At 66.3% G+C, this 19,868-nt stretch carries 22 protein-coding genes; 9 read left to right on the top strand and 13 right to left on the bottom strand.

Features of this window, described 5'->3' with window-relative positions:
* Positions 1–139: 139 nt before the first annotated feature.
* Positions 140–1,030: a bifunctional DNA-formamidopyrimidine glycosylase/DNA-(apurinic or apyrimidinic site) lyase gene (gene mutM / locus AC1DRP_RS00390; RefSeq protein ID WP_476767505.1), complete on the bottom strand. Its 891-nt coding sequence runs from the start codon at positions 1,028–1,030 to the stop codon at positions 140–142.
* 112 nt (positions 1,031–1,142) lie between these two features.
* Between mutM and ubiE the strand changes: the two genes are divergently transcribed.
* Entirely contained in the window at positions 1,143–1,904 is a 762-nt protein-coding gene (gene ubiE / locus AC1DRP_RS00385) for a bifunctional demethylmenaquinone methyltransferase/2-methoxy-6-polyprenyl-1,4-benzoquinol methylase UbiE (RefSeq protein ID WP_441490551.1), read from the top strand.
* Positions 1,905–1,920: 16 nt separating this feature from the next.
* Positions 1,921–3,477 carry a 2-polyprenylphenol 6-hydroxylase gene (gene ubiB, locus AC1DRP_RS00380; RefSeq protein WP_476767504.1) on the top strand — a complete coding sequence of 519 codons (1,557 nt, stop codon included), beginning with the start codon at positions 1,921–1,923 and terminating at the stop codon, positions 3,475–3,477.
* 6 nt (positions 3,478–3,483) lie between these two features.
* Here ubiB and AC1DRP_RS00375 read toward each other — a convergent pair whose 3' ends face one another.
* The 6 genes from AC1DRP_RS00375 to AC1DRP_RS00350 form a co-directional block, all read right to left on the bottom strand.
* A complete protein-coding gene (locus AC1DRP_RS00375; protein ID WP_476767503.1) occupies positions 3,484–4,677 on the bottom strand; it encodes a serine hydrolase domain-containing protein in 1,194 nt (397 codons plus the stop codon).
* Positions 4,674–5,090 (bottom strand): VOC family protein, encoded by a 417-nt coding sequence (locus AC1DRP_RS00370; protein ID WP_441504986.1) that lies wholly within the window; start codon positions 5,088–5,090, stop codon positions 4,674–4,676. Before AC1DRP_RS00370 ends, AC1DRP_RS00375 begins: the two co-directional genes overlap by 4 nt.
* A gap of 55 nt (positions 5,091–5,145) precedes the next feature.
* Entirely contained in the window at positions 5,146–5,622 is a 477-nt protein-coding gene (locus AC1DRP_RS00365; RefSeq protein WP_476767502.1) for a DUF1579 domain-containing protein, read from the bottom strand.
* A gap of 45 nt (positions 5,623–5,667) precedes the next feature.
* On the bottom strand, positions 5,668–6,207 hold the full coding sequence (locus tag AC1DRP_RS00360; protein WP_476767501.1) for an SRPBCC family protein: 540 nt from the start codon (positions 6,205–6,207) through the stop codon (positions 5,668–5,670).
* A 42-nt stretch (positions 6,208–6,249) separates the two neighbouring features.
* Positions 6,250–6,672, bottom strand: coding sequence for a DoxX family protein (locus AC1DRP_RS00355; protein ID WP_113517055.1), 423 nt, complete (start codon positions 6,670–6,672; stop codon positions 6,250–6,252).
* Between the two features lie 110 nt (positions 6,673–6,782).
* Positions 6,783–7,163, bottom strand: coding sequence for an ArsR/SmtB family transcription factor (locus AC1DRP_RS00350; RefSeq protein ID WP_441490545.1), 381 nt, complete (start codon positions 7,161–7,163; stop codon positions 6,783–6,785).
* Positions 7,164–7,323: 160 nt separating this feature from the next.
* On the opposite strand from AC1DRP_RS00350, the gene AC1DRP_RS00345 reads away from it, so the two are divergent.
* The 6 genes from AC1DRP_RS00345 (at position 7,324) to AC1DRP_RS00320 (ending at position 12,602) form a co-directional block, all read left to right on the top strand.
* Positions 7,324–8,778 (top strand): AMP nucleosidase, encoded by a 1,455-nt coding sequence (locus tag AC1DRP_RS00345; protein WP_476767500.1) that lies wholly within the window; start codon positions 7,324–7,326, stop codon positions 8,776–8,778.
* Between the two features lie 79 nt (positions 8,779–8,857).
* Positions 8,858–10,144 (top strand): phosphopantothenoylcysteine decarboxylase domain-containing protein, encoded by a 1,287-nt coding sequence (locus tag AC1DRP_RS00340; RefSeq protein WP_476767499.1) that lies wholly within the window; start codon positions 8,858–8,860, stop codon positions 10,142–10,144.
* Positions 10,145–10,149: 5 nt separating this feature from the next.
* Complete coding sequence (dut, locus tag AC1DRP_RS00335) at positions 10,150–10,635, top strand: dUTP diphosphatase (protein ID WP_441504992.1); 486 nt, start codon at positions 10,150–10,152, stop codon at positions 10,633–10,635.
* Positions 10,632–11,081, top strand: coding sequence for an RrF2 family transcriptional regulator (locus tag AC1DRP_RS00330; protein WP_113516840.1), 450 nt, complete (start codon positions 10,632–10,634; stop codon positions 11,079–11,081). Before dut ends, AC1DRP_RS00330 begins: the two co-directional genes overlap by 4 nt.
* An 85-nt stretch (positions 11,082–11,166) precedes the next feature.
* Positions 11,167–12,153 (top strand): cysteine synthase A, encoded by a 987-nt coding sequence (gene cysK / locus AC1DRP_RS00325; RefSeq protein WP_441504993.1) that lies wholly within the window; start codon positions 11,167–11,169, stop codon positions 12,151–12,153.
* A complete protein-coding gene (locus AC1DRP_RS00320; RefSeq protein ID WP_476767498.1) occupies positions 12,150–12,602 on the top strand; it encodes a GNAT family N-acetyltransferase in 453 nt (150 codons plus the stop codon). The genes cysK and AC1DRP_RS00320 overlap by 4 nt, the downstream gene beginning before the upstream one ends.
* Positions 12,603–12,713: 111 nt before the next feature.
* On the opposite strand, the gene AC1DRP_RS00315 is transcribed toward AC1DRP_RS00320, so the two are convergent.
* The 3 genes from AC1DRP_RS00315 to AC1DRP_RS00305 all read right to left on the bottom strand — a co-directional run bounded on the left by AC1DRP_RS00315 (position 12,714) and on the right by AC1DRP_RS00305 (position 16,001).
* On the bottom strand, positions 12,714–13,583 hold the full coding sequence (locus tag AC1DRP_RS00315) for a VOC family protein (protein ID WP_441504995.1): 870 nt from the start codon (positions 13,581–13,583) through the stop codon (positions 12,714–12,716).
* 123 nt (positions 13,584–13,706) lie between these two features.
* Positions 13,707–14,942 (bottom strand): NAD(P)/FAD-dependent oxidoreductase, encoded by a 1,236-nt coding sequence (locus tag AC1DRP_RS00310; RefSeq protein ID WP_476767497.1) that lies wholly within the window; start codon positions 14,940–14,942, stop codon positions 13,707–13,709.
* A 3-nt stretch (positions 14,943–14,945) separates the two neighbouring features.
* Positions 14,946–16,001 (bottom strand): YihY/virulence factor BrkB family protein, encoded by a 1,056-nt coding sequence (locus tag AC1DRP_RS00305; protein WP_441504997.1) that lies wholly within the window; start codon positions 15,999–16,001, stop codon positions 14,946–14,948.
* A 259-nt stretch (positions 16,002–16,260) separates the two neighbouring features.
* Between AC1DRP_RS00305 and AC1DRP_RS00300 the strand changes: the two genes are divergently transcribed.
* Positions 16,261–16,965, top strand: a complete 705-nt coding sequence (locus AC1DRP_RS00300; RefSeq protein ID WP_441490535.1) for an outer membrane protein — start codon at positions 16,261–16,263, stop codon at positions 16,963–16,965.
* A gap of 16 nt (positions 16,966–16,981) precedes the next feature.
* On the opposite strand, the gene recR is transcribed toward AC1DRP_RS00300, so the two are convergent.
* Genes recR through AC1DRP_RS00285 form a run of 3 tightly spaced genes read right to left on the bottom strand, consistent with a single transcriptional unit; the run spans position 16,982 to position 19,799 of the window.
* On the bottom strand, positions 16,982–17,587 hold the full coding sequence (recR, locus tag AC1DRP_RS00295) for a recombination mediator RecR (protein ID WP_441490534.1): 606 nt from the start codon (positions 17,585–17,587) through the stop codon (positions 16,982–16,984).
* Positions 17,588–17,600: 13 nt separating this feature from the next.
* Positions 17,601–17,921, bottom strand: a complete 321-nt coding sequence (locus tag AC1DRP_RS00290; RefSeq protein WP_113516833.1) for a YbaB/EbfC family nucleoid-associated protein — start codon at positions 17,919–17,921, stop codon at positions 17,601–17,603.
* A 24-nt stretch (positions 17,922–17,945) separates the two neighbouring features.
* Positions 17,946–19,799, bottom strand: a complete 1,854-nt coding sequence (locus tag AC1DRP_RS00285) for a DNA polymerase III subunit gamma/tau (protein ID WP_476767496.1) — start codon at positions 19,797–19,799, stop codon at positions 17,946–17,948.
* Positions 19,800–19,868 lie beyond the last annotated feature (69 nt).

The raw sequence follows: 19,868 nt of genomic DNA, 5'->3' as shown, positions 1-19,868 counted from the left end.
GCGGCCTCCCGGATGATGCTTCGCCTGCAGCATTAGCGGCGGCCGCGGGCGCGGTCCATGCGCGGCCGCGCAAAGGCGGCTTTCGAACCCTGCGGAAGCCGTGCCGCCGACACCGCTCCGCGCGCGATATGACGTTGGCTCAGCGCTTCGGTTGGCAGCGCTCGCAATAGAAAGTCGAGCGACCGGACTGGACGAGCCGCTTCACCAGGCCGCCGCAGCCGGGCGTGACACATGGGTCGCCCTCGCGGTCATAGACCTTGAAGCGGTGCTGGAAATAGCCGAGCGAGCCGTCGGCATGGGCGAAATCGCGCAAGGTCGAGCCGCCAGCGGCCACCGCCTCCTCGAGAACCTCGCGAATAATCTGTGCGAGCGCATGGGCTGCCTCGCGGGGCCGACCGGTTGGCGTCGTGATCGTACCGGCCGCCGCTTCCGGGTGAAGCCCCGCCCGGAACAGCGCCTCGCAGACATAGATATTCCCAAGGCCTGCCACGAGCCGCTGGTCGAGCAGCGCCGCCTTCAGCGGCGCGAGCTTGCCGGCAAAGAGCTTTGCCAGGACTTCGCCGGAGAGCTCGTTGCCGAGAGGTTCGATTCCCATTGCCGCGAAATGCTTCGAGCTCTCCAGCTCGGCCCGCGGCAGGAGATCCATGAAGCCGAAGCGACGGACATCATTATAGGTGACGCGCGCTCCCGATCCGAGATGGAAGACGACATGATCGTGCTGCAGGTGCCGGCCGATCTCGTTGTAATAGGCGCCAGGTTCGGTGGGTGGCGTGCCCGACGCCTCGACCACGAAGCGGCCGCTCATGCCGAGATGCATGATCAGCGCCTCGCCATCGTCTAGATCGGCGATCAGGTACTTGGCGCGGCGCGACAGGCCCTCGACCCGCCGCCCGGTCAGGCGCTCGACGAAATGCTCAGGCAATGGAAAGCGCAGATCAGGCCGGCGCTGCTCGACCCGGGCCAGCACCTGGCCGAGCATGGCGGGCTCCAGCCCACGGCGGACGGTTTCGACCTCGGGAAGCTCGGGCATTGCACTTCGCTCTTCAGCATGCGTCGAGACGGGCCGCGACAAGGCTCGCTCGTTTCGCTATTCATCCGGCTCTAGTTACCGCCTCACCAGAACACAAGCTCCGGGCCAAGCCGTGACAGCAGCCTCCGATACCACCCATTTCGGCTTCGAGACCGTGCCGCTCGCCGAGAAACAGGCCAAGGTCGACGACGTCTTCCACAAGGTCGCCGGCCGCTACGACCTGATGAACGACCTGATGTCGGCGGGTCTGCACCGGCTTTGGAAGGATGCCCTGATCTCGACGCTGAAGCCGCCGCGCGACCGGGCTTTCCACCATCTCGACGTGGCCGGCGGCACAGGCGATGTCGCCTTCCAGGTCCTGGAAGCCGGCGGCCCGGCAACCGATGTGACGGTGCTCGACATCAATGGCGAGATGCTGAGCGTCGGGCGCGAACGCGCGCAGAAGCGCTTTCCAGGCGATGGCCGCATCCGCTTCGTCCAGGGCAATGCCGAGGAGCTCGGCCTGCCGGACAACAGTTTCGACGCCTATACGATCGCCTTCGGCATTCGCAACGTGCCACGCATCGACAAGGCGCTGACGGAGGCGCATCGCGTCCTGAAGCGCGGCGGGCGCTTCCTTTGCCTCGAATTCAGCCATGTCGACGTGCCGGTGCTCGACAAGATCTACGAGACCTATTCCTTCAACCTGATCCCACCGATGGGCAGGCTCGTGACGGGAGATGCGGAGCCCTATCGCTATCTGGTCGAATCGATCCGCAAATTCCCGAAACCACAGGTTTTCGCCGACATGATCGCAGCAGCCGGCTTCCGGCGGGCGCGCTTCACGCCCATGACCGGTGGGGTCGTGGCACTGCATTCCGGCTGGAAGCTGTGACGGCCCGCCTTCCAGCATGATCTCCTCAATCGCCCATTTCACCCGCATGGCGCGGGTTGGTTTCGTTCTGGCTCGCGAAGGCGCGCTCGCGCTGGTGGATCCGTCGGTTCTGCCGCCCGCGGCACGTGCGCTGATCAGGGTCGGCCGGCTGATCGAGCGCCGGGGCGCCGGCTCCTCGGCCACGCGCCTTGCCGCTGCGATGACCCGGCTTGGTCCGTCCTATGTCAAGTTCGGCCAGTTTCTGGCGACGCGGCCAGATGTGGTCGGGATGAAGATCGCCGAAGACCTGTCGGCGCTTCAGGACAGGATGGCGCCGTTCCCGATGGAACAGGCCCGCGCCGCGATCGAAGYCGCGCATGGCGAGCCAGTCGAGGCGCTGTTCTCCGAATTCGGCGAGCCCGTCGCGGCCGCCTCGATCGCCCAGGTCCATCGCGCACGGTTGAAGGATGGCTCGGAGGTCGCGGTCAAGGTGCTTAGGCCCGGCATCCGTGACCGTTTCAACCGCGACCTGGCGGCGATGCGCTTCGGCGCCGAACTCGCCGAGAGCCGCTCGCACGAGGCGCGGCGCCTGCGTTTCTCCGGCGTGGTCGAGACGCTGGCGCGCTCCGTCACCATGGAGATGGACCTTCGCCTCGAGGCCGCAGCGCTCTCGGAATTCGCCGAGAACACCAGGGACGATGCCGATTTCCGCGTCCCGAAGCCGGACTGGCAGCTGACGGCGCGCGAGGTGCTCGTCGACGAATGGATCGACGGCATTCGCCTCTCCGATGTCGAAGCGCTGCGTACTGCCGGCCATGACCTCGTGGCGCTCGGCCGCACCGTCATCCAGTCCTTCCTGAAGCACGCGATCCGCGACGGCTTCTTCCATGCCGATATGCATCCGGGGAACCTGTTCGTCGATGCGCAGGGCCGGCTGGTTGCAGTCGATGGCGGCATCATGGGCCGGCTCGGCCTCAAGGAACGGCGGTTCCTCGCCGAAATCCTGCTCGGCTTCATCACGCGCGACTACGCCCGCGTGGCCCGGGTCCATTTCGAGGCCGGCTATGTTCCGGCCCATCACGATGTCGCTGACTTCGCCCAGGCGATCCGGGCCGTCGGCGAGCCGATCCATGACCGGCGTGCCGACGAGATCTCGATGGCGAAGGTTCTGACCCTTCTCTTCGAGATCACCGGGCTGTTCGATATGGCGACCCGGACCGAACTCGTCATGCTGCAGAAGACCATGGTCGTGGTCGAAGGTGTAGCGCGCTCGCTCGATCCGCAGCTCGATATGTGGAAGACGGCCGAGCCGGTGGTGCGCGAGTGGATCACCCGCAATCTCGGCCCTCTCGGCAAGATCGAGGAAGTCAGCCGAGGCGCCCAGTCCATGCTCTCGACGCTCGCCAGCCTTCCTGAAACGGCCGCTCGGGCCGAGCGTGTGCTGGGCCAACTCGAGGACGCCTCGCGCCAGGGCTTTGTCCTGGACGAACGCAGCATCCAGGAGATTGGCCGGGCCGAAGCCCGGCGCAACCGCTGGGGCAACTGGGCATTGTGGCTGATCGCGGGCCTGCTGGCCTACAGCATCTTCAGCTGACGCCCCTCAGCCGGCGACCGCCCGATAGGCCAGGACCTGGAATTCCTGGCCGAGGGCGGCGTCTTCCGGACCCTGCATCAGTCTCTGGCTCAGGAAGACCGTGACGAGGTTCCGATGCGGGTCGATATTGAGACTGGTGCCGAACCCGCCTTCCCAGCCATAGCGCCCGGGAACCGCCGAGATCGGATCGGGCTGCGTCGCGATCCCAAGACCGAAGCCCCAGCCCGTGCTCTCCCAGAAGCCCGGGAAGAACGGTGAAACCGCCTTCTGCTCCGGCGTGATCTGATCCCGCGTCATCTGCTCGACCATCCCTGGCGAGAGGATGCCCTGCCCGCCGTATTGCCCGCGCGCCAGGAGCACGCGCGCAAATCTCAGGACATCGTCGGCCGTCGAGACAAGCTCGCAGGGAAAGGCGGGCGCGCGGGCAAACGCGCTTCCGGCGCCGCGATCGAACAGGACGAGCCGGCCCGCGTCCGAATCGAGACGATAGGCGCTGGCCAGTCGTCCGGCCTGGCCCGCCGGCACGCTGAAGCCGGTATCGACCATGCCCAGCGGTCGAAACAGACGTTCCTGCATGAGATCATCAAGCGGCTTGCCGGAAACCCTGGCCAAGAGCACCGAGAGCACGTCGAAGCCGGTATGATACATCCAGACGTCCCCGGGTTGGTGGATCAACGGCAGGGAGCCGAGCCGTTTCATCCAGGCGTCGGGCGACATCTCGGGGCTCATTGGACCGGGCGCGACGCCGGCATCGGCCATTGCCTGCTGGATCGGGTAACGGCCCGGCGGCGCCATGATCGCGCCGATGCCGAGCCTGAGCGTCAGCAGATCGCGCAACGTGATTGATCGGCGGGCCGGCACGGTGTCGTCGAGCGGGCCAGCGATGCTGCGCAGGACCCGGCGGTCCGCCAGCTCCGGCAACCAAGGCTCGACGGCGTCATCGAGCCCGATCGCTCCATCCTCGACGAGCGACAGAGCCACCACCGCCAGCATCGGCTTGGTCATCGAGGCGATGCGGACGATCGCATCGCGACGCATCGGCGCAGCACTGTCGAAATCGGCCAGGCCGAAGGTCTCGACATGCACGTCATCCGCCCGGGCGATCAGCGTGACGATCCCGGCGACGGCACCGCGCGTGACATGGCCGCGCATCGCGGCGGCCGTGTCGGCGAGGGCCTTTTCGGAGAAGCCAGCGCTCATCCGTTCTTGAACTCGGCATTGACCATCCAATGCGTGCCGAAGCGGTCGGTCAGCATGCCGAAGCTCTTGGACCAGAAGGTCTCCCCGATCGGCATCTGGATCTGGCCGCCCTCCGAGAGCCCCTTGAAGATGCGCTCGGCCTCGGCGACCTCCTTAACCATGACGTTGACATAGACGCTGCGCATCGGGCCGCTGCTGCGGTCCGGCGGCGCATCGGACGCCATCAGCATCTGGCCGTCGAGCTCCAGGCAGGCATGGATGATCTTCTTGCGCCATTCCGGCGAGACGTCGTTCTCCGCCGGCGTGCCTTCATGGCTCATCATCGCGGTGATCTTGCCGCCAAGCACCTTCTGGTAGGTCGTGAACGCTTCTTCGCAATTGCCGTTGAACATCAGATAAGTCGAGAGCTTCATTGGGCTGTTCCCTTGAGAAATGGCCGGTMGCGCCGGCCTTGGATGGCTTGGTGGATCAGATTCTCTGGTAGCGAGCTCTCATGAACTCGCTCCAGTTGCCATCGGCACCGAGAACCTTCGAATAGAACAACCGCTCGGTCGGGCTGCCGATCTCGATGATGTCCCGATATTTCGACGTCGTGCCATCGCCGGAGAAGCTGGGCCCTTCGGATTCGAGCGTCAGGATCTTGCCGCTGTCGTCGAGAGAACCTTCATAGGTCCAGATCATCGCCATCATCGAGCCCAGCCAGGTTCCGACGAAACGGCCCTTTTGGGGGTCAAAGCCGAGCGTGATCTGCATGGTCGCGGGATTTCCGTCGGGCAGCTCGCTCTTGCTCTCCCCGACGATCCAGAGATCGCCGATGGAGCGAACGGTCTCCGAGCCCTTGAAGATCTCCTCCGGCTTGTCGGGCGAGCAGTTCGATTCATAAGCCCAGTTGCCGACGAGCTGCTGAAGCCAGCGATGTTCGTCCTGCGGTTCGACAGTCTGCATGGGTATAGCCTCCTCCTTGCTGGTTCTTCGGGAACTGAGATGGGTCTAGCGCTCGGCCGCCACTTTCAGATTGGCGAGTCCGGTCTCGAAATCGCGCCCCACCATGCGATCGACGTTGAAGAAGACATGCATGATCCGGGTGAGGAACGGCGCTGGGCCGGTCATGGTCCAGATCACCTCGGTGGCGCCGCCGCGAGGCTCGAGCGCGAATGTGACGTCGTTATGAGCCTCGAAGGGCTTGATGAAATCGAGCCTCAATCCAACCTTGCGGGGAGCCGAGGCCTCGACGATCTCCGTGCGGCCCTGCCCGACATTCTTGTCGCCGTCCCAGGCATAGACCGCACCGAGGCCGCTTTCCGCGCCGCTGAAGCTGCGCTTCATCGCCGGGTCCTTCTTCTCCCAGGGCGACCAGTCACCCCAGCTCCGGAACCCGTTGATCAGCGGAAAGACGTGCTCCGGCGGTGCGTTGATGGCGAGCGAACGCTGGACGCGAAAGCTGTCGGGCTTCATCGCGGCCAGGACGAGCACGACGACGATGGCGAGGGCGAGAATGGCGACAATGGCCCAAAGAAGGGTGCTGAGCACGGAACGCTCCTGTGACGGATCGAGAGGGAGTGGCGAAAGCTGCTAGGCGCTTCGCAGCGGGATGAGTGCGCGCAGCCTCGGATCGCGCAGGTAGAGTCCGCCCCAGGCCATGAGGCCGAGATAGAGCCCAAAGAAGAGGTGGCTGAAGAGCGGGCTGCCGACGCGCAGATGCGTCGCCATGGCGCCGCCAAGCAGCCCCGTAAGCAGCACGGCGCCAAGAATGGAGGTGCGGGGATAGGCATAGAGCAGCGCAATGATCAGCGTCATGGCGCCGAGCCCCCGGGCCAGCTCATTGCTTCCCGAATATCCCAGCTGCTGCAGGGTATCGTTGACCACCTGCAGGGGCGCCAGCTTGATACCGCCGTCGAACAGCAGGAACGCGACGACGACACCGCTCAGCACCCGTCCCGTCCAGAGCTTGGCTCTTGGCTCTGCGAAGGCGGGCTCGGTAATCGATAGAGACATGATGCTCTCCAAAGTTGTTTGATTGGGATCTAAGATCTCATTGCGAGCAGACAAGACCGCCTGGCGAGCAGGCAAAACCGCCTGGATTCCGGGGCGATGACGGGCCGCGATCATTGTCCGTCCGTCCCCTTCGAAGGCGGGCTCAACGACAGCGCCGCATTCTGGTCCTCAGTCCTCAGCTCCAGAATCATGCTCTCCAGCCTGTCCAGGCTCTGGTCCCAGAAGACCCGGTAGTGCTCGAGCCAGGCAGCCACATCGCGCAGCGGGCCGGGATCGAGCCGGCAGGGCCGCCACTGCGCCTCGCGGCCACGGGAGATCAGGCCGGCCTTCTCGAGCACCTTCAGATGTTTCGAGACGGCCGGGAGGCTCATCGCGAAAGGTTCCGCCAACTCCTTGACCGAGGTTTCCCCCAGCGCGAGGCGCGCCAGGATGGCCCGCCGGGTGGGATCGGCGAGGGCAGAGAGCGTGGCGCTGAGGTGGTCCGGCGACATCAACTAAACCGATCGGTTAATTAACTGACCGGCTTACTAATGCACCAAAGCCGTAACGTCAAGCGCCCGTTGCGAGACCGCTGAACGCCCGGCCTGCCGACCATCGGCCGGTGCGATGCCGGTTGTTGTCAGGAGCGCCCGCAGCCGGCTAGAGTCAGCCATGAGCTTCGAGATCGCCGCCACGCCGCATGACGCCATCAACCGGTTGGAGGCGCTTTATGCCGAAGCGAAGGACGCGCTCCGCGCCGATCTCCAACGCTTCTTCGATACGAGACAGCCGCCGACGCCGGAGGAGCGCGCCCGCTATCGCTACCCGATGCTGCGCGTCACCTATGAGCCGTCGAAGCTGCCCGCAGCGACACGCCGCGGCTTCGCCAAATTTGCGGCGCCCGGCATCTACTCGACCACGGTGACCCAGCCGGCCGAGTTCCGGACCTATCTGCTCGACCAGCTCGACCCCCTGGTGACGGAATACGGCGCCACCATCGAGACGGGCATCAGCACCCAGGAAATTCCCTACCCCTATGCAATCGAGGGCGGCGACGAACTGGGCGGCGGCCGGATCTCGCCCGCGGAGCTTGCGCGGCATTTCCCGACGCCGCTGCTCTCGCTGGTCGGCGACGAGATCGCCGACGGCACCTTCGAGATCATCGAGGGCGAGCCACGCCCGCTCTCGCTCTTCGATGCGGTGCGCGTCGATTATTCGCTGCGGCGGCTGGTCCACTATACCGGCACCGACTGGCGGATGGTGCAGCCCTGGGTGCTGCTGACCAACTACCATCGCTATGTCGACCAGTTCGTGCGGCTGGCATTGGCCGAGATCGAGGCCGGCACCGCCGAGGCGCTCGTCGCGCCGGGCGGGATCCGGATCGACCGCGAAGGCATCGATGTCAGCGCCGCCGAGCGCGTGATGTCCGCGCCCTGGCATCGCTTCCAGATGCCGRCTTATCACCTCATCCGCGCTGGAGGCGAAGGCGTCACGCTGGTCAATATCGGCGTCGGCCCGTCCAATGCGAAGAACATCACCGACCATCTCGCGGTGCTCAGGCCGAATTGCTGGTTGATGGTCGGCCATTGCGGTGGCCTCCGGCAGACGCAGATCATCGGCGACTACGTGCTGGCCCACGCCTATCTCCGCCAGGACGGCATCCTGGATGACCATGTGCCGCCGGACATTCCGATTCCGGCGCTCGCCGAGGTCCAGGTCGCCTTGCAGCAGGCTGCGGCCGAGGTCACTGGCGAGAAGGGCGACCGGCTGAAGCAGAGGCTGCGCACCGGTACCGTCGTGACGCAGGACGATCGCAACTGGGAGCTGCGCTGGACCAAGGAGCGCCGCCGTATCAACCTGTCGCGCGCCATCGCGGTCGACATGGAATCCGGGACCATCGCAGCACAGGGCTACCGGCTACGCGTGCCCTACGGCACCTTGCTCTGCGTCTCCGACAAGCCGCTGCATGGCGAGATCAAGCTGCCGGGCGCCGCCAACGCCTTCTATGAGCGCGCTGTCGGCGAGCACCTGAAAATTGGACTTGCAGCGCTGGAGAAGCTCAAGGAAGCCGGCAGCACGATCCATTCACGCAAGCTGCGTTCCTTCGACGAGCCGCCCTTCCGCTAGAGGCCCCTGCACGTCCGCCCCATGACAGCCGCGCCTCCGCGATGCTAGGTGAAGGGCTTCTTGCCTCGGGAGCCCGCCCTTGTCCGCATCTCGCTCCGTCCTGCTGATCATCGGCGGGGGTATCGCCGCCTACAAGGTGCTGGAGCTGATCCGGCGCCTGAAGGACCACGGCATCACCTCGCGCTGCATCCTGACCAAAGCCGGCGAAGAGTTCGTGACGCCGCTCGCCGTATCGTCGCTGGCGGGCGAACGCTGCTTCACCGATTTGTTCTCGCTGACCGACGAAGCCGATATCGGCCATATCGCGCTGTCGCGCTCGACCGATCTGGTCGTCGTCGCTCCCGCGACCGCCGACCTGATCGCCAAGATGGCGACGGGCCTTGCCAATGACCTTGCCTCGACGGCCCTGCTCGCCACCGACAAGCGCATCCTGATCGCGCCCGCGATGAACCCGCGCATGTGGGAGCATCCGGCGACACGGCGCAACATGGCGCAGCTCGAGAAGGACGGGGTGCTCGTCGTCGGGCCGAACTCCGGTGCCATGGCCGAGCGAGGCGAGAACGGAYCCGGCCGCATGGCCGAGCCTCATGAGCTGCTGGCGGCGATCGAACAGGCGCTGGCCGGCGAAACCCGGCTCTCCCCGGGTGGAACGATCGGCTTCCTCGGTCGCAGTCCGGGCGGCGCGTCCGGTGCCCCCAAGCTGCTCGCCGGCAAGCGCGTGCTGATCACCTCCGGGCCGACGCATGAACCGATCGACCCCGTGCGCTACATCGCCAACCGCTCCTCCGGAAAGCAGGGTCACGCGATCGCAGCCGCCGCCGCGGCCGCGGGCGCCAGCGTGACATTGGTGTCCGGCCCGGTCGCGATCGCCGATCCGGAGGGGGTGACCACGATCCATGTCGAATCCGCCCGCGATATGTTGGCCGCAGTCGAAGGCGCGCTGCCGGCGGATATCGCGATCTTCGCCGCCGCGGTCGCCGACTGGCGCGTTGCGGAAGAGGCGCCCGGCAAGCTCAAGAAGCAGGCCGGCGCGAGCGCGCCTGCCCTCGCCCTCGTCGAGAACCCGGACATCCTGGCGACGATCGCCGCACGCGAGATCGATCGCCCCGCCCTCGTCGTCGGCTTCGCCGCCGAGACCGACCGCGTGATCGACTATGCCCGCGCCAAGCTGGCAAAGAAGGGCTGCGACCTGATCGTCGCAAACGATGTCGGCGGCACCGGAGTGATGGGCGGCGACGCCAACACCGTGCATCTCGTCACCTCCGACAATGTCGAAACCTGGCCGACCCTGCCCAAGGGCGAGGTCGCGAGCCGGTTGATTGCGCATCTGGCGCGCATGCCGCAGGCCAGCAAGACGGACCGCTGAGCGCCATGGTCACGCTTCCCATCAAGCGCCTGCCCCATGGCGCCGACCTGCCGCTGCCGGCCTATGAGAGCAGCGGCGCCGCCGGCATGGACCTCCGTGCCGCCCTGGCCGCCGATGAGCCCTGCGTTCTGGCGCCGGGCGGACGCGGTCTCATCCCGACGGGGATCGTGCTGCAATTGCCGCAGGGTTTCGAGGCGCAGGTCCGGCCGCGCTCGGGCCTCGCCTTCAAGCATGGCGTCACGGTGCTGAATTCGCCCGGCACCGTCGACAGCGACTATCGTGGGGAGATCAAGGTGATCCTGATCAATCTCGGCGCAGAAGACTTCGTGATCCGGCACGGCGACCGCATCGCCCAACTCGTGGTCGCCCCGGTCTCACAGGCGGCCTTGGTCGAGGCTGCCACACTCGACGAGACCGCGCGCGGGGACGGCGGCTTCGGCTCGACCGGCATCGCTGGGAGCAAGGCGACGGCGCAAGGTGGCGGCCAATGATGCCGCTCTCGCACCGCAGCCTCCTCGCCGTCGCCGCAGTCGTCGATATCGCGCTGCATGCTCGCCCGTCGCCCGTCGCCGCCAAATTCCTGGCTGCACGCCACGACCTGCCGCCGCGCCATCTCGAAACCATGCTGCAGGCGCTCGTGCGCGCCGGCATCCTGAAGGGCGTGCGCGGTCCGCGCGGCGGCTATGAGCTCGCTCGCGAACGCCGCCGCATCACCGCCGGCGATATCGCGCGTGCGGCCATGCAGGAAACGAGCGATGAAACCACGCCCCTGCCGCAGTCCCGCCTTATCGACGAGGTGGTCGGCCCGGCGCTGAGGCGGGCGACCGATGCCTTCCTGGCCGAGCTCGACAGCGTCACCGTCGAAGATCTCTGTCGCCAGTCCGAGCAGAAGTCGGTCTTCGGAGAGATCGCCCAGAGAGCCGATTTCACAATATAATTATGTTATTAAACTAATTATTCGACATAAGATGTGAAATACGTTAGCCCTTCCATCCTGACCATATGACGCAAGGGAGGCCGCTATGGCCGAAGCAGCACAGAAGCTCAATCCCGCACAGGACAAGGCGCCCGGTCGAGGCCGGGTCTATGAGTCGATCACCGATACGATCGGTGACACTCCGCTGGTGCGGCTGAACCGTCTCCCGGCAGAACGCGGCGTCAAGGCGACGATCCTTGCCAAGCTCGAATTCTTCAACCCGATCTCCAGCGTCAAGGATCGTATCGGCGTAAACATGGTCGATGCGCTCGAAGCCTCAGGCGTTCTGAAGCCGGGCGGCACGCTGATCGAGCCGACCTCGGGCAATACCGGCATCGCGCTCGCCTTCGTCGCTGCCGCGCGCGGCTACCGCCTGATCTTGGTCATGCCGGAGACGATGTCGCTGGAGCGTCGCAAGATGCTGGCCCTGCTCGGCGCCGAACTCGTGCTGACGCCCGGCCCGGGCGGCATGCGCGGTGCCGTGGCCAAGGCCGAAGAGCTCAAGGCCGAGATCCCGGGTGCGATCATTCCGCAGCAGTTCGAGAATCCGGCCAACCCCGAGATTCACCGCAGGACGACCGCCGAAGAGATCTGGAACGACACCAACGGCGAAATCGACATCTTCGTCTCCGGTGTCGGCACCGGCGGCACGATCACCGGTGTCGGCCAGGTGCTGAAGCCCCGCCGGCCCGGGCTGAAGGTCATCGCGGTCGAGCCTGAAGACTCCCCGGTTCTCTCCGGCGGCCAACCCGGTCCGCACAAGATCCAGGGCATCGGCGCCGGTTTCGTTCCCGGCGTGCTCGATCGCTCGGTGATCGATGAGGTGGTGACTGTCGGCAACCAGACCTCCTTCGACACGGCTCGCGCGCTGGCCCGCCTCGAAGGCATTCCGGCCGGCATCTCCTCGGGCGCGGCAGTCGCTGCCGCGCTGGAAATCGGCGCGCGTCCCGGCAACGAAGGCAAGACCATCGTCGTGATCATCCCCTCCTTCGCCGAGCGCTATATTTCGAGCGCTCTCTTCGAAGGCCTGTGATCTCCAGCGCGCTTCAGGTCGTCCGGCTCAGCGAAACGCTGCCGGACGATTTTTCTGCCCTGCAGGACGAAGCGGCGGCCGAAGGCTACCGCTTCGTCGACGGTTTGCGGGACGAGTGGCAATCCGGCCGTTATCGTGACGCCGACGAGCGGAATGCCCTGTTTGCGGTGTTTCGCGATGGGGTGCTCGCCGCGATCGGCGCGGTGACGCCGGACCCTTATGACCCAGCGCCCGACCTCCTGCGCATTCGCCATGTCTATGTCCGGCCGACCGGCCGGCGCCGAGGCGTCGGCCGCCTGCTGGCGAGCGCACTCGTGCAACAAGGGCTGTCGCTGGCGCCGAGGCTCTCGCTCAACGCTGCGGATTCCGGCGCGGCCGCTTTCTGGGAAGCCATGGGCTTCAAGCCCGATGGCGGCGGTACACGCCGCAGCCATCTGCTCACGCGCTAGGATCGAAGCCTGGATCGGCGTCCCGAAAACCGCACCCCACCTTTCGGGCCGAGGCTTTCGTGTTTGCATCGGCTTTCCCGAAAACCGCGCCCCACTTTTCGGGCCGATCCGTTAGCGACGCAGGATCAGACGGTTATTCCAGGGGTCGGCAACGGTGACGGTGCCTCCCTGATCACGACCGCCGGCAGCGATCATCCGCGTCCGCATCGCCGCGAAGGCCGGGTCGTCGGCGGCGACGAGCTCGAAGCTCGCGAGYCCCGCATCGCTGTCAGCCCGCAGGCCTGCCCCCCGGCTGCCCCAGACATTGACGGCGATATGGTGATGGTAGCCACCGGTCGCGAGGAAGCTGGCGCCGGGATAATGCACCATCACGTCAAAACCGAGCCCATCGCGGTAGAAGCCCTCGGCCTGCGCGGTGTCGCCGACGCGCAAATGAACATGCCCCATGCCCGTGCCAGTCGGCATGCCGGGATAGGCGGCTCCGTCCGACTCACGCAGGAGCAGGTCGAGATCGAGCCGATCGGTCGACATCTTGATGGCGCCGCCATCAAGTCGCGGCCATTCCGGCCGGCTGCGATCACGATAGATTTCGATGCCGTTGCCTTCCGGATCGGAGAGGTAGAGCGCCTCGCTGACGAGATGGTTCGAGGCGCCTTCCAGCGGCACTCGGGTCCTGGCCGCATGCGCCAGCCAGTTGGCGAGGTCACGGCGCGATGGCAGCAGGATCGCGAGATGGAAGAGGCCGGCGGCCGATACCGGTGCGCTCGCCCCCCCTTCGAGCCGCACCAGCGGCACGCCGTCGACACCGAGCACGGAGAGGCCGGGCTCTTCCGAGATCAGCGTCAGCCCGATCGCGTCGCGATAGAAGGCCGTCAGGCGCGGCAGATCGCGCACCCGCAAGGAGACCGCGCCAATGTGAAGGGGCGCGTCATAGGCCTCAAGCCGTACCGGTGACGAAACCTTGTCCTTAACCGTGAGCATCGCCGCCTCCGAAAATGATGCGGCCCGACGTCCGCCGCAGTCTTCAAATGGCAAGAAACCGAGCCATTGTCGCCCCTTGGCATGGCAAGACCAAGATTGCAGCCGCGCAATATCGCGGGRCCGTCAGACCGGGCTCGGCCGGTCGATCGCAAAATCAGAGAACCAGGCCTCCTCCCTGCCCTCTAGCAGGGCGCCGAGGAGACGAGACGCGAGGAAGCTGAAGGTGATGCCGTTGCCGCCATAGCCATAGGCCGCCAGCAGGCGTGGCTGGCCAGGGACCCGCCCGATCAGCGGCAACCCGTCCCCGGTCTGGCCGAAGGCCCCGGACCAGGTGTGAGCAAGCGAGAGCCGCGCAGCCGGCACAAGGGCCGCGAGCTTGCCGAGCAGCGCCTCTGTCTTCTCCGGCCCGAGACGCTCGCGCAGATCGGCGTCATCGCTCCCCTCGTCCTCGCCTCCGATGACGATGCCTCCATCGGCCGTGGTCCGGCAGTAGACATAGTCCGTCGAAGCCTCCCAGACGAGCGCACGCCGAGGCCAGAGCGCCTGTGCGGGCTGCGGCTGCGTCGCCAATGCCCAACTCGAGGCGATGCGATGCAGATCGCTCCGGACGCAATCTGGCATGACATAGCCGGCTGCCAGGACGACATGACCGGCTTCGATCGTGTGGCCAGCGCCGAGCTGGACCATGGCGGAGCGACCCTGGCCATCGAATGCCACCGCCTCGTCGCGGATAAGACGCGCGCCCCGCGCTGCCGCCACGCCGAGCAGGGCATGGCACAGGCTGAGGGGGTCTGCTTCCGCCGATCCGGGCGAGACGATGGCTGCCGCCCGGTCGAACCCGAACTCGCGCAGCAGCAGGTCATGGCCGAGCAGGGAGCCGGGCAGGCCAGCGCGCTCCCGCAGGAGATGCTCGTCCAGCAATTCACGCGCCCCGGTCTCGCCAGCTGCGAGATAGACCGTGTCACGGGGATGGAAGGCGCAGCGCAGTTGTTGGCCCAGGACCAGCTCACGAAGCCCCGCCACGGCCCGAAGGCTGCGCCGATAGATATCCGCCGCCCGTTCGAAGTCGTAGAGCGCCGAAAGCCGCCGCAAGGGCTGGTCGATCTCCCATTGCAGCATCGCAGTGCTGGCCACCGTGCTGCCGAAGCCTGGTCTTTCACGATCGACGAGCACGACCTGCCGCCCACGCGCGGTCAGATGTTCCACCAGCATCGCCCCCGTGATGCCGCCGCCGATGATCGCCACGTCGCAGCGAATATCCGCTTCGAGCGTCTCGCCTCGCGGATGTCCGGCATCTGTGCGCCAGGGGCTCGAACCGCTGCGCAGGTCGCTCTGGCGCGTGTCGTCGGGATCCAGCATCGCCTACTCGTCCGCCATGGCAGCACCGACCCTGTCCGCCATGGTCGCGCCCCTGCGGCCGAGAGGCTTGGGTCGCCCGATCGTGGTGTCGCGCTCGGTCTGATGCTCGAGTTCGGCATTGAGTTCGGCACCGGCGAGCACGATCATCGCCGACAGCCAGAGCCAGGTCATGAAGACCACCACCGTCGAGAGCGAGCCATAGGTCGCCGTGTAATTGCCGAGCGTGCCGACATACCAGGAGAAGGCCCATGACGCGGCCGCCCAGAGCAGCGAGGCGGCGATCGCGCCTGGCATGACCCAGGCGAAGCGCGGCCGCCGCCTGCTCGGTCCGATCCAGTAGAGGCAGGCGATCGCCAGCGTCGCCATCACGACGAAGGTCGGCCAGCGCACCAGCCGGACCAGTTGCTCGAGTTCGTAGTGGAACGGGAAGAACGCGGAGATGACCGGCAGGATGGCGATCGCGATCAGCGCCGCCATCAGCAGCACGACCCCGCTCAGCGTGGTCAGCAGCGAGATCAGGTTCAGCTTGAAGAAGCTGCGCTTCTCCCGTTCGCGATAGATGATGTTGAGCGCATCGAAGACCGCCTTCACCGCGGCGTTCGCACTCCAGGCCGCCACGAGCAGGCTGACAAGGACAGCAAGGGACAGGCCGGTGCTGGATTGTGTCGCAAGCCGCATCGCTTGCTCGCGGATCAACTCGCGTGCGGCAGTTGGAAAGACCGTGGTGAGGCTGTCGAGCTGGCCGGCGATGGTCAGCGGGTCGGTGAAATAGCGGTACAGCGCGACAAGGAGCGAGAGCGCCGGGACAAGCGAAAGCAAGGTGAAGAAGGCGACCGCACCAGCCAGAGAACTGAGACGGTTATCGGCAACATTGCCGGCAAAGCGCAGCAGGACATCCTTCCAGCCAAGCCAGGTCATCTCGAGCGGCGAAGCCGCGTCGCGGCCGCGTGCAACCTCCTCTCGCGAAGGCCGCGCACGCCAGCGCGAGATCGCCTCGGCCACGTAGCCCAGCGCCACCCCCGCGCCCGCTGCGCCCGTGATGCGTTTCAAGAAGGCCATGAAAAGTCTCCGCCGCCGCGGTGGGTCGACACGCGGCCTGGCACCAGCCTAGGGCAAACCGGGCGGACGACGAGTTTGTTCCCTGCGCGGCGGGCCACCCCAGGCCGCTTATCCGTTTGTTAACCTTAACAGTTCCTAATCAGAGCCAGAAAACGCGCGCTTCACATGCGTCAGCAAAGGCTTGCGACCTCCTCGTCCCGGATGACGGGAGGCACCRCATCTGGCCACCCGATCGGCGAACGACATACAGAGACCTGCGATGAAGATGTTCCTGAAAGCCGGCCTTGCGAGCCTCGCACTTCTGGCTGGCGGCGCGGCCTCCGCGGCGGACATGCCCTATCGCAAGGGCACGCTGCCGCCGGCTCCTGCACTGCCGGAATTCTTTTCCTGGACCGGGTTCTACGCCGGCGGCCAGATCGGTTATTCCTGGGGCTCGGAGCGCACCCGCTTCATCGCCGCCAACGGCATCGGCGCGGCTTTCACCTCCGATACCGATTCGGTGCTCGGCGGCGGACATGCCGGCTTCAATTACCAGTTCGGCTCCTATGTCCTCGGCATCGAAGGCGATATCGAGGCCCTGAATAGCGATGGGCGCTTCCGTCATGCCCTCGGCATCGGTGAGGTGAAACGCGACTGGCAGGCTTCGGTGCGCGGTCGCCTGGGCTTTGCGATGGACCGCTTCATGATCTATGCCACGGGTGGCGCGACTTTCACCGAGTTCGACCAGCAGCTCTTCGATCCGGCTTCGGGAGCACGTGACAGCGCCCAGACATCGCGCTCGGGCTGGAGCGTGGGCGGCGGTCTTTCCTTTGCGCTGACCGACCACCTGATCGCCGGCGTCGAATACCGCTACACCGATTTCGGCCGGTTCAACCGCCTGGCGCGCGGCGCCTTCCTTGGCGTGACGACCGATCAGGATTCGACGCTGCATAGCGTCCGCACGAGCCTGAGCTACAAGTTCTGACGGGACGAAGCCCGGATCAGAAGCCCGTGCGCTGGCGAATGGCGGCAGCGAGCGTGCCGTCGTCGAGATAGTCGAGCTCGCCGCCGACCGGCACGCCATGGGCGAGCTTCGTCACCTTGACCGGCAAATGGGCAAGCAGATCGGTGATGAAATGCGCCGTGGTCTGCCCGTCGACCGTGGCGTTGAGCGCCAGGATGACCTCCTTCACGGCCGGGTCGGAGGCACGGGCCACCAGCGCATCGAGCGTCAGGTGCTCGGGCCGGATGCCGTCGAGCGCCGAGAGCACGCCGCCCAGAACATGATAGCGCCCTGAAACAGCGCCCGAGCGCTCGAGCGCCCATAGGTCGGAGACGTCCGCGACGACGACGATCACCCCATCGTCGCGGCGGGCGTCGCGACAGACCGAGCAGGGATTGCTGGTATCGATATTGCCGCAGGTCGTGCAGACGACGATGCGTTCGCGCGCGGTCGCCATGGCCTCGGCGAGCGGGCCCAGAAGCTGCTCGCGCTTCTTGACGAGATGCAGGGCAGCGCGCCGGGCCGAACGCGGCCCGAGGCCCGGCAGCTTGGCGAGAAGCTGAATCAGCCGCTCGATCTCGGGGCCGGCAATGGCGCGTGACATGCGGGCCTGCAGCTCAGAACAGTTTCATGCCGGGCGGGATCGGCAGGCCCTTGGTGATCTCAGCCATGCGCTCCTGCATCACCCGCTCGGCGCGGGCGCGGGCGTCGGTGCTGGCCGCGACGATCAGATCCTCGAGTATCTCGCGCTCGTCGGCCATCATCAGGCTCGGGTCGATCCGGACCGACTTGAGCGCGCCCTTGGCGGTCATCGTCACGGTGACCATGCCGCCGCCGGAGGCGCCCTCGACCTCGATCGTGTCGAGCTCGGCCTGAACATCGGCCATCTTCTGCTGCATCTGCTGCGCCTGCTTCATCAGGCCCATCATGTCGCGCATGGTGTCTCTCCGTATGCGAAAGTGTCAGAAATCGACGCCGTCGAAATCCGGCTCGCTGTCGTCGAACAGCGGCTCGGCATCAGACATGTAATCATCGTCGGCCGAGCCCGAGGATTGCGCCTCGGCAGCTTCAGCCGCGCGCGGATCGCGCACGTTGACAATGCGGGCGCCGGGAAAGCGCTCCAGGACAGCCTTCACCGCTGGATGAGCGGCAGCGTCGCTCTCGCGCTGGTCTTTGGCGGCAACGGCCTGCTCGCGCAGCGTCGCGCCCCCCTCCGTATTGACGATGACGACCATCCAGGTCTGTCCCGTCCATTCCTTGAGGCGGCGCGACAGATCATTGGCGAGCGTGCGTGAACCACCTTCGACCAGGGCGAACTCGATCCGCCCCTGTTCGAAGCGAACGGGCCGCACATCGCGCTCGAGCGCAATCTTCAAGGTGATGTCGCGATTCTGCGAGGCGAGCGCGACGATATCTTCGATCGAAGCGACGAGCACGGCCGGGGCCGCAACCGCACGAGGGGCGGCAGCGGGCGCGGGGTTCGCGCTGGCGAGCACAGGCCGTGCCGCGAGCGCCGTGTTGCCGCCACCGGAGGGAGGGCGGGGCGCTGCGCCCCCCCCGCCATTGCCCGATCCGGCGGGAGAGCCATTGCCGTCGCGCAGCATCCGCATGGCCTCGTCGGGCGTCGGCAGGTCGGCCGCATGGGTGAGACGGACCAGCACCATCTCGGCCGCCATCACCGGCCTGTCGGCCTGTTTCACCTCAGCCATGCCGCGCAACAGCATCTGCCAGGCGCGGGCCAGCACGCGCACCGACAGTCGGGCCGCGAAATCACTGCCGCGCACGCGCTCGGCCTGGCTCAGGCCGTTATCCCGGGCGGCTTCGGGCACGAGCTTCAGACGCGTCACCAGATGGGTGAACTCGGCGAGATCGGTCAGCACCACGACCGGATCGGCACCGGCATCATATTGCGCCCTGAGTTCACCGAGCGCCGCCGCGATATCGCCCTTCATCACCGACTCGAACAGGTCGATGACGCGGGCCCGGTCGGCGAGGCCGAGCATGGAGCGCACATCCTCGAGCGTGATTCGGCCGGCCGCATGGGCGATGGCCTGGTCGAGGATCGAGAGAGAATCGCGAACCGAGCCTTCGGCGGCGCGGGCGACGGCACCGAGCGCCTCCTCTTCGGCGTCGACCCCTTCGGCCTTGCAGATGTTCGAGAGATGGCCGACGAGCAGGCTGCCATCGACCCGGCGCAGATCGAAACGCTGGCAGCGCGACAGCACCGTCACCGGCACCTTGCGGATMTCGGTGGTGGCGAAGATGAACTTTGCGTGCGGCGGCGGCTCTTCCAGGGTCTTGAGGAAGGCATTGAACGCCGCCCCGGTCATCATGTGCACTTCGTCGATGATGTAGACCTTGTAGCGTGCGGAGACCGGCGCATAGCGCACGCTGTCGTTGATCTGGCGGATATTGTCGACGCCATTGTTCGAGGCGGCATCGATCTCCATCACGTCGATATGCCTGCCCTCGATGATTTCGCGGCAATGCAAGCCGAAACGCGAGAGATCGGTGGTCGGCCCACCCGCCCCATCCGCGCTCTGGAAATTCAGGGCACGCGCCAGGATGCGGGCCGTGGTCGTCTTGCCGACACCGCGGACGCCCGTCAGCATCCATGCCTGCGGGATGCGGCCGGCGGCGAAGGCGTTGGTCAGAGTACGCACCATGGCGTCCTGGCCGATCAGGTCGCCGAAATGGGCCGGACGGTATTTGCGCGCAAGCACCCGGTAAGGCGCCGCGGTCGCGACGGGCGCTGGCGCGAGGCCGGGAAAACCCAGCTCTTCAACGGAATCGGCAGCGGCGGTCTCGTCGGTCATCCGCATGCTTTCGCCAATCGGGAGGCGACGGTCAACGCCGGACTTGCAATACTCCGGCCGGGACGAGGC

The organism is Allobosea sp. 01N443, assembly GCF_056399325.1.
This window is presented reverse-complemented; position numbering and strand designations above follow the sequence as displayed.

Excerpts from the sequence above, each read along its gene's own strand:
- mutM (WP_476767505.1), bottom strand. The coding sequence starts at position 1,030 with ATGCCCGAGCTTCCCGAGGTCGAAACCGTCCGCCGTGGGCTGGAGCCC.
- AC1DRP_RS00375 (WP_476767503.1), bottom strand. The coding sequence starts at position 4,677 with ATGAGCGCTGGCTTCTCCGAAAAGGCCCTCGCCGACACGGCCGCCGCG.
- AC1DRP_RS00370 (WP_441504986.1), bottom strand. The coding sequence starts at position 5,090 with ATGAAGCTCTCGACTTATCTGATGTTCAACGGCAATTGCGAAGAAGCG.
- AC1DRP_RS00365 (WP_476767502.1), bottom strand. The coding sequence starts at position 5,622 with ATGCAGACTGTCGAACCGCAGGACGAACATCGCTGGCTTCAGCAGCTC.
- AC1DRP_RS00355 (WP_113517055.1), bottom strand. The coding sequence starts at position 6,672 with ATGTCTCTATCGATTACCGAGCCCGCCTTCGCAGAGCCAAGAGCCAAG.
- AC1DRP_RS00350 (WP_441490545.1), bottom strand. The coding sequence starts at position 7,163 with ATGTCGCCGGACCACCTCAGCGCCACGCTCTCTGCCCTCGCCGATCCC.
- dut (WP_441504992.1), top strand. The coding sequence starts at position 10,150 with ATGGTCACGCTTCCCATCAAGCGCCTGCCCCATGGCGCCGACCTGCCG.
- AC1DRP_RS00330 (WP_113516840.1), top strand. The coding sequence starts at position 10,632 with ATGATGCCGCTCTCGCACCGCAGCCTCCTCGCCGTCGCCGCAGTCGTC.
- cysK (WP_441504993.1), top strand. The coding sequence starts at position 11,167 with ATGGCCGAAGCAGCACAGAAGCTCAATCCCGCACAGGACAAGGCGCCC.
- AC1DRP_RS00310 (WP_476767497.1), bottom strand. The coding sequence starts at position 14,942 with ATGCTGGATCCCGACGACACGCGCCAGAGCGACCTGCGCAGCGGTTCG.
- AC1DRP_RS00305 (WP_441504997.1), bottom strand. The coding sequence starts at position 16,001 with ATGGCCTTCTTGAAACGCATCACGGGCGCAGCGGGCGCGGGGGTGGCG.
- AC1DRP_RS00300 (WP_441490535.1), top strand. The coding sequence starts at position 16,261 with ATGAAGATGTTCCTGAAAGCCGGCCTTGCGAGCCTCGCACTTCTGGCT.
- recR (WP_441490534.1), bottom strand. The coding sequence starts at position 17,587 with ATGTCACGCGCCATTGCCGGCCCCGAGATCGAGCGGCTGATTCAGCTT.
- AC1DRP_RS00290 (WP_113516833.1), bottom strand. The coding sequence starts at position 17,921 with ATGCGCGACATGATGGGCCTGATGAAGCAGGCGCAGCAGATGCAGCAG.